A 13,002-nucleotide genomic window follows, 5' to 3' on the forward strand; every position below is an offset into this window, starting at 1 on the left:
TTACTCAGCGCCTGCAGCCTGACTCTCATTTCCAGAGTAAATAAGTAGCGGCTCTGACTCACCATTAATCACTGACTCATCAATGACGACTTTTTCAACATCTGACATTGAAGGAAGTTCATACATGGTTTCTAACAATACATTTTCAAGAATTGAACGTAAACCACGTGCACCCGTTTTACGTTTCATCGCTTTAGCCGCGATAGCCCGTAAAGCATCTTCACGAAATTCAAGTTCTGTTTTCTCAAGCTCAAAAAGAGCCGCGTACTGTTTAGTCAATGCGTTTTTAGGTTCACATAAGATTTGAATTAAGGCTTTCTCATCCAGCTCAGTCAGGGTGGCTGTCACTGGTAAACGGCCAATGAACTCTGGAATCAAACCGTATTTAACCAAATCTTCTGGCTCAACTTGGGTGAATAATTCACTCAATGATTTACTGCTGTCTTTTGAACGGACTTCAGCACCAAAACCAATTCCAGTGCCTTTGGCCACACGTTGCTCAATGACTTTATCTAAACCAGAGAAAGCACCACCACAAATGAAGAGGATTTTTGAGGTATCAACCTGTAAAAACTCTTGTTGAGGATGCTTACGTCCACCTTGTGGCGGCACAGAAGCAACGGTACCTTCGACCAGTTTCAGCAGTGCTTGTTGAACGCCTTCACCAGAGACATCTCGAGTGATCGACGGATTTTCTGCTTTGCGTGAAATCTTATCGATTTCATCGATATACACGATCCCGCGCTCGGCTTTTGCCACGTCGTAATCGCATTTCTGTAGCAATTTTTGAATGATGTTTTCAACATCTTCGCCCACATAGCCTGCTTCAGTCAGGGTGGTAGCGTCGGCCATGGTAAATGGCACATCCAAAAAGCGAGCTAACGTTTCTGCCAACAGTGTTTTACCACTACCGGTTGGACCAATCAGTAGAATATTACTTTTACCGAGTTCCACACCGTCACTGGTTGTATCACCATTACGTAAACGCTTATAGTGGTTATATACCGCAACAGCGAGCACTTTTTTCGCGTGTTCTTGGCCAATCACATAGTCATCAAGATGTTCACGAATTTCACGCGGTGTTGGTAACGCCAACGACTCTTTCTTCGGTAATACATCTTTGATCTCTTCACGAATAATATCGTTACAAAGATCGACACATTCATCACAAATGTAGACTGAAGGACCTGCGATTAGCTTGCGAACTTCGTGCTGGCTTTTGCCACAGAAAGAGCAGTACAGTAGCTTACTGCTACTACCCTCTTTGCTTTTATCTGTCATTCGCTAACCTCTTAGCCTTTACTCTTGATAATTTGAGTGTATAACAATTTACCTCAAATTGCGTTAATCAATTATTACGATTGTTATTCACCGCGATGGGTCAGTATCGCGTCAACAAGACCGTAATCGACCGCTTGCTGAGCTGACATAAAGTTATCACGATCAGTATCACGTTCGATGACTTCTAATGGCTGTCCAGTATGCTCTGCAAGCAGTGTATTTAATTTGTTTTTGATGCTCAGAATTTCTTGTGCATGAATCTGAATATCCGATGCTTGTCCTTGGAATCCACCGAGTGGTTGGTGAATCATGACTCGTGAGTTAGGCAGAACGTAACGTTTACCTGGTGCTCCTCCTGCCAATAAAAACGCGCCCATAGAACAAGCTTGTCCAACGCACAGAGTGCTTACGTTTGGTTTAATAAACTGCATCGTGTCATAAATTGACATGCCTGCGGTTACGCTACCACCGGGTGAGTTGATGTACAGAAAAATATCTTTATCTGGGTTTTCAGATTCTAAGAAAAGCAGTTGAGCCACGACAAGATTTGCCATGTGATCTTCCACTTGACCCGTTAGAAAAATCACCCGGTCTTTCAATAAGCGAGAATAGATGTCGTATGAGCGCTCACCACGAGAAGTTTGTTCCACCACCATGGGTACTAGCGCGTCAATAATTGGCGACATTGCATTTTTTTCTTGGTAGCTCATAGTCTTTTTATATCCCTAAAATAAATGGCCCGAATGATGGGCATCACACGGACCATTGTTAGCAGAAGAGTCAAGGTTTCGTCAACCCTTCTTGCTGATCACCGACTAAAATTAAGCCGCTTCTGGGTTCATTAGCTCATTAAAGCTAACGGTTTTTTCAGTCACTTGTGCTTTAGCAATGATGGCATCGATCGCTTGCTCTTCTAGAGCAACATTGCGCATATTGTTCATCATTTGCTCATTTTGTTGATAGTAAGCAATCACTTCACTTGGGTCTTCATAAGCGGTTGCCATCTCTTCGATGATCGCTTTTACTTTCTCTTCATCCGCTTTCAGCTCTTGAGTACGGATCACTTCACCAAGTAGTAGACCAACAACAACACGGCGTTTCGCTTGTTCTTCAAATAGCTCACGTGGAAGTTGGTTAGCCGCTTCAGTGTTACCGCCAAAACGTTGTGCAGCTTGTTGACGTAGCACGTTGATCTCTTGATCAACCAAAGCAGAAGGAACCAGTAGTTCATTCTCTTTCACTAAACCTTCAATCGCTTGCTCTTTTACACGGTTTTTAATCGCTTGCTTTAGCTCACGTTCCATGTTTTTACGTACTTCAGCTTTAAGACCTTCAAGGCCGCCATCTGCAACGCCAAATTTAGCAACGAATTCATCGTTTAATTCTGGTAGCTCGCGCGCTTCAACTTTATTTACTTTGATAGCAAACTTGGCCGCTTTACCCTTTAGATTCTCCGCATGGTAATCTTCTGGGAAAGTCACGTCGATTTCAAATTCCATACCCTTAGTTTTGCCAGCAATACCGTCTTCAAAACCAGGGATCATACGGCCTGCGCCCATTTCTAGTGGGAAGTTTTCAGCTTTGCCACCTTCAAACTCTTCACCGTCAATCGAACCGATGAAATCGATAGAAACACGCTTACCTTCTTCAGCCGCTTCATCAACTTCTACCCAGCTCGCTTGCTGCTTACGAAGCGTTTCTAGCATTTCAGCGACATCAGCATCGGTCACTTCTGCGGCTGGTTTTTCTACTGTAATATTTTCTAGGCCTTTCAACTCAACTTCTGGATAAACTTCAAAAGTTGCAGTGAACACCAAATCTTGGCCTTCTTCCATTGAAACAGGAGCAAACGTTGGTGCGCCCGCTGGGTTGATTTTTTCTTTTACGATAGCTTCAATAAAGTGACGGTGCATCACTTCACCAAGCATATCTTGACGTACTGCTTTGCCGTACATCTTAGCAACCATCTTCATTGGCACTTTGCCTTTACGGAAACCATCGAAACGACGGTTTTTCGCGATGTTGCGTAGTTCCGCTGTCACCGCATCTTCGATGTTTGCAGCTGGAACAGTAATATTGAGACGGCGCTCTAGGCCTTCTAGCGTTTCAACAGTAACTTGCATTATTTATAAACCTCAAAACTGGCTCAGTATTACTGAGCATCATGAGCCAATACATTGACTGGCTGCATCCTTGTGTGGTGCTCGATTGAACACTTAGCGATAAAACATTGAGCATCGGCGTATCCAGTTAACTCACCTTCACGCCGGACTAATGAGTGATATCTTTGCCGATTTGCGCCGAATAAAGGTATCTCTGATTAGTCTCAGGACCAAAATTTAGACGCGACATTCTACCGACCCAAGCTTTTGCTGTCGAGTTAAACCCCAAGCCGGAATCTGTCAATCTAATAAAAACTCGCCTAAGTGCTAAAAAATTCATCACATCGTTTCAATGCGCTGTAATCGAAATGGGGACAATAAAGGCTTTTTCAAGAGAATCGAGGGCTTTTTTTCTCCAAATCAATAAAAAGAGATCTTGCTCTTACTTTTATACTTTAAAAAATCCAATACCCGACGGAGATCTCTCACGATGATAAATCTTAAGGTCACAAGACATTGTCGACATGAGATGAGAGTGGGATAAAGGTCCGACGTTGAAAGGCCCTATCGCAACGTCGAGGTGCAAGAAAACATCGTCTAAGAGGAGCAGCTTATCGACAGCGTCTTTCCCCAATCGGGAGGTAACTGAGCGTAATGCTCGTTCTCAACTTGTTCTGAAAAAGGATCGCGTAACACGTTGGTTAAGCGCTCCAGTTCACGATAGTCCCCCTGCTCAGCGCGTTCAATCGCAATCTGTGCCAAGTAATTTCGTAAAATGTATTTCGGATTATGCTTACGCATGGTTACACAACGCTCAGAAGCTGAGAGCGAATAGCCCTGAGCATCTCTCTCTTGCTGACAACGCTGCAAGTAACGCTCTAGCCACCGCTGACCAGCGTCTCTATCGGCAACGAGATCGATAACGCTTTGTTCATCAGCATGATCTAAACACGATAACTGACGCATAAAACGCGTGTAGTCGACTCGGTGTTTCGAAAGTAACGTAAATAGCTGTTCGAATAACTCTCTGTCCCCAGGTTGTGCCATCAATAAACCTAATTTTTGACGCATTAGCTCGCTAAAATATTGATTAAGTAATGGTTCATAACGGCTCAATGCTTGTTCTAAATCGGCACGATCAATAAGCGGTGATAAAGCGTGTGCTAAAGCAGATAGATTCCATAAACCTATTCTTGGTTGCTGATTAAACGCATAACGGCCTTGATAATCCGAGTGGTTACAAATAAAACTTGGGTCATAATCATCTAAAAACCCAAAAGGACCATAATCAAACGTTTGTCCAAGAATAGACATATTATCCGTATTCATTACCCCATGAGCAAAACCGACCGCTTGCCATTGAGCAATCATCTTTGCGGTTCGCTCAACAACCTGGGCAAACCAATCAGCATAAGGGTGCTCCGTTTGCAGACATTGTGGATAATGCCACTCGATAACCTTATCGGCTAATAAACGTAGTTCATTGATTTGATTAGTATAAAAGAAATGCTCAAAGTGGCCAAAACGCACATGGCTTTGGCTCATCCTGACTAATAAAGCGCCTTTTTCTGCTTGCTCACGATAGACTAATGTATCGCTTGCTATCATCCCCAAAGCTCGAGTAGTGGCCATGCCTAACCCAGCCATGGCTTCACTACATAAATATTCACGGATGGTCGAACGTAAGACCGCTCGCCCATCGCCCATCCGTGAATAAGGAGTAAGCCCAGCACCTTTTAAATGCAGATCAAAGACTTCCCCTGAGAGACTGGTTATTTCAGCTAATAGCAAACCTCGCCCATCGCCTAAATCTGGATTATAAACCCCGAATTGATGACCCGCGTATTTCATTGCCAGTGGTTTAAAACTCTCCGGCATCTGTTGCCCCGAGAAACAAACAAGCAGTTCTTGATCGGGTGTATCGGGTAAACCGAACTGAGTAGCAAACTTAGCATTCCATGCTACCCACTGCGGATTATCGAGTGGCTCAGGCGTAACTTCTCGATAAAAAACCTTGGGTAACGCATGGTAACGATTGGTCAGTGTCGTGTTTTGCCAGATGGACATCAATGCTGCTCTTTTGGTGGTATTTTGCGAAAAAATAGCAAATACCTGAGTAAAATACTAGGTTTTATATTATCCTCTGCGTACTCGGTTTTCGATAAATCATCGACTCATCCAAACCGTCTTTCACTGATTGCCACGTCGCTTTCGTACAACAAGAAAAAAAGTACTATCTCCTTAATGATTAGGAGGGCTGCGAGGTAGCAAATCCGTGAATCCTCATAACGATAAATTAGGATGAACAAACGCTGTCAATAGCGCAGTAGCTTCACACCGGAAGGGTATATACTTAATCAACCTAGCCAAATGCATTACACCAATAAAGGAAACATTATGTTGTCGATATTTGATATTTTTAAAGTTGGTGTCGGGCCATCCAGCTCTCATACCAACGGACCGATGATCGCTGGCTTTCAATTTTTATCCTTAATTGAAGATGTATCATTGGTGACAAGAATCCAGATTGATCTGTATGGCTCATTAGCACTCACAGGAAAAGGTCACCATACCGATCGCGCGGTATTGCTCGGACTACTCGGTAATCAGCCAGATACTATTGATATAACACAAGCGAAGGCGGACTTACACACCATCCACCAAACCGCTACATTAAATTTAGCAGGTAAAAAAAATATCCCTTTTTCTCCTCAAGATGATCTCCTTTTCCATCCACAGAGCTTACCTTTACATGAAAATGGCCTAACGTTTAGCGCGTTTGATCAGCAACATCGTCTTATCGCTTTTGAAACTTACTACTCAATCGGTGGGGGATTTATTGCGACCGCCGCGCAACTTGAACACGGTCACGCCGCTTCTCCCATTAACGTTGAATTTCCCTTTACCTGCGCCGATGATTTGCTCAATAAAGCGCAGCGTAACGGGCTTAGTCTCGCTGGCCTTGTTCTTCGTAATGAGCTTGCTTTGCGTGATGGGCAAGAGATCGACCGAAAATCAGAACAGATTTGGCAAGTGATGTCCTCTTGCATGGAACGAGGATTTGAAACCGAAGGCATTTTAGAAGGCGGACTCAATGTGACTCGCCGAGCACCTGCGCTCTTGAAAAAACTCGAAGCTAATGCCTCCATAGAACAAGATCCATTAGAAGTTATGGATTGGATTAACTTATTTGCTTTTGCTGTCAGTGAAGAAAATGCGGCTGGAGGACAAGTCGTTACTTCCCCAACCAATGGCGCAGCTGGAGTGATACCCGCAGTGCTGATGTATTATCATCGCTTTATTCGCCCTTTGGATCTTAAACAGATTAAAGATTTTCTCGCCGTCGCGGGAGCAATTGGTATGCTGTATAAAATGAATGCCTCAATTTCAGGAGCCGAAGTCGGTTGCCAAGGAGAAATAGGCGTATCCTCTTCCATGGCAGCTGCAGGATTAACATCATTACGTGGCGGCAGTAATGAACAAATTTGTATGGCCGCAGAAATTGCTATGGAGCATTCTCTGGGCATGACATGCGACCCAATTGGTGGCTTAGTGCAAGTTCCTTGTATTGAACGTAATGCGATGGGGGCCGTTAAAGCAATTAATGCCTCTCGCATGGCACTGAAACGTACAAGTAAGTGCCTAATCTCTTTAGATAAAGTGATTGAGACCATGTTCCAGACAGGGAAAGACATGAATAAAAAATATCGTGAAACGGCGCTAGGAGGCTTAGCGTTAATTCACTTAGCTCCCCCTTGCGAATAATACTTACCTTGACACGCTAGATGTAGATGAGAACCAAGGAGGGCTCTTATCTATATGACGCTTCTAACCCATACCAACATTATTCTTTAATCCGTGAAGACGGGGTTATTTGACGAGGTATCAAGCATACTATCGATCTGTTTACGCTGTTTAATCCATCGATAACTGAGCGACAATAGACATAGCTCATAGATCCAAAATGCATAACCCAAAAGATTAACCAACAATGACAAACTGACACTTTGATGCCATTGGGCAAATTGATAAACCACTAGCCCACTCCCTAGAGGTAGCACACCGACGAGCAAAAACAGGGATATCTGATAAGGCTGAGACAAACGCCATGCGGTACTGAGCCCACGTGGTTCATCATCGATCGATGCCGCTGGAATAACTAACAGACAGCGAGAAAATAACCAAATAACCGGTACAGCCAACAGCAAAAACAGCAACGCTAAACCAAAGAAAGAGAGTTCAAATAAAGCCATGACTGAAAAAATCAATAGAAAAATAAGGACCAATAATCCCGAAAATAGTAGTAACCAATAACCGATGACTCTCAATTCTCTTAGCCCAGAAACGGGTTGTTGATGATTCATCTCGAATGGATGGTCGAGTAAAATCGCTCTATGCATTCTCACTGTAACCCAAGCCGTCACAACAATCATCACTACCCCTGTTAGGAACACCAGAGGCATTTGCTCAGAGAAAAACGAATTGGAAAGAAGCCATCCCCCTAACTGAGTGATCATTAGGTGTGGCCAAGAAAGCCATAAAAATTTCCGCCATTGACGTTTAATCAACAGTGCCGCGCTCACTAAAGTATATAAAAGCGGTAATGGGCAGGATTTCATGGACATGGCCTCATCGAATGGTTAACCAATAGATGCCATCTATTATCAGTTGGCTAAAATAGGCTAGTACTATGGACCATGGCGGCTATTTTTTCATCGGCAATCGCGTGATAAGCATTCAGATTGTGCAATAAGTTACTGACACTTCTGTTATAAAATTAATCATATCCATACCATCTAATACGATAACGAATCGTTAGCTCACCATCTTTCAACTTGAATCACGCCAATAAATTCGCCAGTATGGTTAAAAAAGGAGTTAATAAAGTATGAGTAATATCGCGCCACGCTTAACTCTGCGTGTGATTGAAAAGAACGATTATCCTGAGTTGGCAGCATTAATGGATCTCGTTTTCCATGATGTGGGAGGAGCTTGGCCACGAATGACGATCATGGATCTCATTCATCAATTTCCCGACGGGCAGATTTGTATCGAAGACGATGGTAAGATCATCGGTGCCGCTCTCACCATTAAAGTAGATTACAACCGATTCTCTCTACCGCATGTCTATACTGACATTATCAGTGAGCATAATGTTATTCAGCATAAAACCAGCGGTGATGCTCTCTATGGCTTAGATGTGTTTGTTCATCCTGATTATCGTGGTTTACGTTTAGGACGACGATTGTACGCGGCGAGGAAAGAGTTATGCCGCAGTAATAACCTTAAGGCAATTTTAGCGGGTGGACGTATACCAGGCTATGCTCAATACGCCGATCAAATGCCCGTTGCTAACTATATTGAGAAAGTAAAACGCCGTGAGTTGCACGATCCGATCCTCTCTTTTCAATTAGCGAACGATTTTGATGTTAAGCGTATCATGCGTCATTATCTCCCAGAAGACGATCAATCAAAAGGCTACGCAACATTATTAGAATGGGATAATTTTTTCTATGAAGAAGATATTCAATCGGTACACGACGTTGAAAAAACGCTAGTTCGTATTGGTATCATCCAGTGGCAAATGCGCGCCGTTGATGGCGTAGAGGATTTGCTCGATCAAGCTGAGTTTTTCATTGATTCATTAGCCAAATATCAAGCCGATTTTGCCCTGTTCCCAGAGTTTTTTAATGCACCACTGATGGGATTAAAACGTGAACAAAACAGCGTCGAAGCGATTCGTTTTCTTGCTTCTTTTAGTGAACAAATCAAACATCACTTATCAAAGTTAGCCGTCACTTATAACATCAATATTATTGCTGGCAGCATGCCAGTGTTAGAAGATGGTCAATTGTATAACGTAGCGTATTTGCTGCATCGTGATGGTTCTATCGACGAACAATATAAAATACACATTACTCCCCATGAAAAACGTGATTGGGTGATTGATGGAGGCAATCAAGTCCGCGTATTTGAAACCGATGCCGGACGAGTGGGGATTTTAATTTGTTATGATAGTGAATTTCCAGAACTAGGAAGGATGCTAGCAGAGCAAGATGTGCAAATTATTTTTGTACCATTTTGGACAGATACCAAAAATGGCTATCAACGTGTGCGGCTTTGCTCGCAAGCCAGAGCGATTGAAAATGAGTGTTATGTAGCTATCGGGGGAAGCGTCGGTAACCTACCACGGGTTGATAATGTCGATATTCAATATGCGCAATCGGCTGTATTTTCACCGTCCGATGTTTTTTTTCCACATGATGCAACAATCGCTGAAGCAAGCCCTAACACCGAAATGATCATTTTTGCCGATGTGGATCTCGATAAACTGAAGCAGCTCAATACTGAAGGCTCGGTGACTAATTTACGCCACCGTCGTATGGATCTGTACGGTGGATTTACTCACCCTAAACATTAACCGCCCCTTAATATATCCAAAGGCAACCCACTGTTAAAAATGAAATTATTCACCGTAGGTTGTCTTTAACTTTGCTACTCACCACTCAAAACGTTAATTTAATGTTAAAAATACAACCATCATCCATGTCGTTCACGCTAGAATAACCAGTCACACGAATACAGGAACTGACTTTTATGGAACATTTACTCGCTGATTTTCCGGTTATTACCGAAATTCCCGTAGCTTGGGGAGAAATGGATGCGCTACAGCATGTGAACAATGTTGTTTACTTTCGTTACTTTGAAACCGCGCGTATCGACTATTTCAAACAAGTCGCCCTAATGGAAGAAACGCAAAGTACAGGTATCGGACCAGTGCTAAGTGAAACCCAATGCCGTTACAAAATCCCGGTCACCTTTCCTGATACCTTACTGATTGGTTCACGCGTAGTTGATATTCAAAGCGATCGTTTTACTATGGAGTATCAAGCGGTCAGTAAAAAGATCGGCAAAGTGACCACGACCGGCTCGGCGACCGTAGTCATGTTTAACTTCACAAACGGACAAAAAGCTCACCTATCCGACAAACTGATCCACGCCATTAATACGATTGAAGCAACATCGTGATACCAACCACCTTCTACCTGATATCGCTTGAAGATGATTTTGAGAGCTATTAGACAAAACGGCCTTTCTTCGAGAAAGGCCGTCTCTTTTCGGCAACAACCATGATCATTGTCATCATTACCCCCCTTTAATTCGGTATAGTTTCCTCATCTTACAGACTGAAACACTAGGTAATTACTTTTTATAACACTTTATACTCATTATCTAACTCTGAAGTGGTGATATTCTCTGCTCAAAATGGTTCATCATCAACATCGTCGATGCCCAGACAACATGAGATAGCGAGTCGGTGGTCAGTAAATCCGTGGCCTTAAGATTGGTAACATTATGATTAAGTGTCATTGATACATTCAATACCTCGGCAACGGCAAGTGAGAAGGGATCGTCAATTACTAAATTAAGAGAGGTACTATGTTACTTATTGCACAACTAGTTATCGGGCTTACCCTGATATTAATGATCAGTGGTCGAACGCCACTGTATATGACCGCGATTATCGGCTCGACATTGGCCGCTTTACTGGCCGGTTTCCCCGTCACCGGCGGTGCGGATATTACTATTTTGAAGATGGTCAACGGCAGTTTACACCCCGTGATTGCTGATATGGCGGGTGTATTACTTTTTATTGGTGTGATGGAAAAAACTGGTTTCCTCAATGTGATTATTCAACGCATCATTTTGTTGGGTAGCCGCTTTGGGGGAGGCCCTGGCATTGCCAGTGCAGGTACCGTTGCTGCTGGCGTGATTGGCGGTCTGACTGGCTTTACTCAACCCGCAATTACTGCGGTAATTACGGGTCCAGCCGCGATTAAACTCGGTGTTAATCCAGATAAAGTCGCTGGGTTACAAGCCCATGCTGGTCATTTAGGTAACTTCGGTGGATTCACCCACCCAACCCTACTTGCTGTCATTGCGACTGCTGGTATTGGCTTTGGTATGATCAACGTCATTGGCGCAGTAACCGCTTTATCAATCATTGCGATCAGCTTTTGGCGTCTACGCGTTGAGCAAAAACGTAGTGGTATTACTTATACCCAAGAGCAAATCAACGCCATTTTGCAAGACATTAAAGATAAATATGAAGACAAAAGCTTTTTAATCGCCATTTTACCTTTCATTGCCTTGGTGATTGGTTTTACTATCGGTTATCCAGTGTTTTTAGTTGGTGTGTTCTCTGCTTTGTTAGTCGCCATTTTAGCCAAAACACCACTGGGACAAGCTGAGTCAATGATGCTTGAAGGCGTACAACGAGTTGCTATCCCGCTCATTGCGACTATCGGCTTCTTATTTATGTCAACTGTCATTCGTAATGTTGGTGTCGTAGACATAGTCGCCAACTGGTTTGATCCTGCGCTTAACTACGCACCGATCGTGGTGATGCTGTTAGTGTCAGCGATTGCTGGTTTGATCACTCAATCAAACGCAGCATCAGCAGCCATTGTATTACCATTTCTGACGATTGTACTGAAATACGATGTTTCTCCACTTGCTGCCGCCGCGGCCGCGGCTGGTGGTTGTGCGGTCATGCAATACTTCTTAACGGGGGGACCTGTTGCAGCTCTTTCCACCACCGTACCCGTTGTTCCTGGTTCAGAGCTTAAAGCAGCTAACCGCTTCCAACGCCCTTCCATTTTAGGAGGATTGTTGGTGCTATTGGCGATTGTTGTCATTATTTAAAACGAAGCCTAACAGAATCCCTTTAAACGGATATCTGAGATAAAATAACAAAAAACGCTAAGTAACTTTGTAACTTAGCGTTTTTATGCGATACGATTTCGTCTTCACCGCTATAGGCTATTCAATATATAATCTATATCCGGTTTAGGTAAGCGCTCAAAACCTGGTTCAGCAAAGACATAACCTTGAATCAGTGAAACACCAAGTGTCATTAAACAACTCAGCTCGCCGAGTGTTTCCACTCCCTCGGCTAATGGTGTGATATTCAACTCTTTAAACATAGTTAAACAGTTACGTACTATACTTTGTCGAGTCGGATCTGCATCAATACCACGAATCAATTGCATGTCTAATTTAACGATATTAGTTTGAAAGTCAGCCAAGAGACTCAAACCAGAATAGCCAGAACCAAAATCATCAATCGCGGTTAAAAAGCCCAACGATTTATAATATTCCACTACTCGTTTAACGTGTGTCGTATCTTCAAATTTTTCAACTTCAGTAAATTCAAATAAAATCCGTGAGATAGGAAAATCATAGCGTTGAGCAGCTTCTATCGTTGTTCGCAAGCAGCGTTCTGGTTGATAAATCGCATTCGGTAAAAAGTTGATACTCAACATCGAATCTAACCCTAGTTGGCTAGCGAGCTGAATCGCCTTCACTCGACAAGTTTGATCAAACAAATAACGGTTATGCTCATTAATTTGAGAAATTATTGAGTAAGCAGACTGCTCCTGCTCGCCTCTGACCAATGCTTCATAGCCAAAAATCATTCGATTTTTAACATCAATGATCGGTTGAAACGCCATCGTAAATGAAAAGTCCAATCCTTCATGAGATTGGCAATGAGCACAACTGACACGAGAAATGGGATCAGAGCAAGAGGTCATAACTACGAGCCTTATCAAAATAA

Annotated in this window: 10 protein-coding genes; 4 read left to right on the forward strand and 6 right to left on the reverse strand. The window is 43.1% G+C overall.

The annotated features are described in order from the left end of the window. From clpX to AACS00_RS15710, 4 genes are all read right to left on the reverse strand, one after another. On the reverse strand, positions 1-1,281 hold the full coding sequence (gene clpX / locus AACS00_RS15695; protein WP_072668577.1) for an ATP-dependent protease ATP-binding subunit ClpX: 1,281 nt from the start codon (positions 1,279-1,281) through the stop codon (positions 1-3). Positions 1,282-1,364: 83 nt separating this feature from the next. After that, positions 1,365-1,991 carry an ATP-dependent Clp endopeptidase proteolytic subunit ClpP gene (clpP, locus tag AACS00_RS15700; RefSeq protein ID WP_072668578.1) on the reverse strand — a complete coding sequence of 209 codons (627 nt, stop codon included), beginning with the start codon at positions 1,989-1,991 and terminating at the stop codon, positions 1,365-1,367. A 111-nt stretch (positions 1,992-2,102) separates the two neighbouring features. Next, entirely contained in the window at positions 2,103-3,404 is a 1,302-nt protein-coding gene (gene tig, locus AACS00_RS15705) for a trigger factor (protein ID WP_072668579.1), read from the reverse strand. A gap of 576 nt (positions 3,405-3,980) precedes the next feature. Then, positions 3,981-5,450, reverse strand: coding sequence for a protein adenylyltransferase SelO (locus AACS00_RS15710; protein ID WP_072668580.1), 1,470 nt, complete (start codon positions 5,448-5,450; stop codon positions 3,981-3,983). 330 nt (positions 5,451-5,780) lie between these two features. Here AACS00_RS15710 and AACS00_RS15715 point away from each other — a divergent pair, with 330 nt between their 5' ends. Continuing rightward, on the forward strand, positions 5,781-7,148 hold the full coding sequence (locus AACS00_RS15715; protein ID WP_110167947.1) for an L-serine ammonia-lyase: 1,368 nt from the start codon (positions 5,781-5,783) through the stop codon (positions 7,146-7,148). Between the two features lie 86 nt (positions 7,149-7,234). Here AACS00_RS15715 and AACS00_RS15720 read toward each other — a convergent pair whose 3' ends face one another. Beyond that, entirely contained in the window at positions 7,235-8,002 is a 768-nt protein-coding gene (locus AACS00_RS15720; RefSeq protein WP_110167948.1) for a sugar transporter, read from the reverse strand. A gap of 269 nt (positions 8,003-8,271) precedes the next feature. Here AACS00_RS15720 and AACS00_RS15725 point away from each other — a divergent pair, with 269 nt between their 5' ends. The 3 genes from AACS00_RS15725 (at position 8,272) to AACS00_RS15735 (ending at position 12,089) form a co-directional block, all read left to right on the forward strand. After that, a complete protein-coding gene (locus AACS00_RS15725; protein ID WP_110167949.1) occupies positions 8,272-9,804 on the forward strand; it encodes a bifunctional GNAT family N-acetyltransferase/carbon-nitrogen hydrolase family protein in 1,533 nt (510 codons plus the stop codon). Between the two features lie 176 nt (positions 9,805-9,980). After that, positions 9,981-10,412 carry an acyl-CoA thioesterase gene (locus AACS00_RS15730; RefSeq protein ID WP_072668584.1) on the forward strand — a complete coding sequence of 144 codons (432 nt, stop codon included), beginning with the start codon at positions 9,981-9,983 and terminating at the stop codon, positions 10,410-10,412. Positions 10,413-10,823: 411 nt separating this feature from the next. Then, on the forward strand, positions 10,824-12,089 hold the full coding sequence (locus AACS00_RS15735) for an SLC13 family permease (RefSeq protein ID WP_110167950.1): 1,266 nt from the start codon (positions 10,824-10,826) through the stop codon (positions 12,087-12,089). 110 nt (positions 12,090-12,199) lie between these two features. Here the strand turns inward: AACS00_RS15735 and AACS00_RS15740 are convergent, their stop codons facing one another. Next, positions 12,200-12,979, reverse strand: a complete 780-nt coding sequence (locus AACS00_RS15740; RefSeq protein WP_110167951.1) for an EAL domain-containing protein — start codon at positions 12,977-12,979, stop codon at positions 12,200-12,202. Between the last annotated feature and the right edge of the window lie 23 nt (positions 12,980-13,002).

The organism is Vibrio sp. 11986-1-5, from assembly GCF_963878025.1.
GTDB lineage: Bacteria > Pseudomonadota > Gammaproteobacteria > Enterobacterales > Vibrionaceae > Vibrio > Vibrio injensis.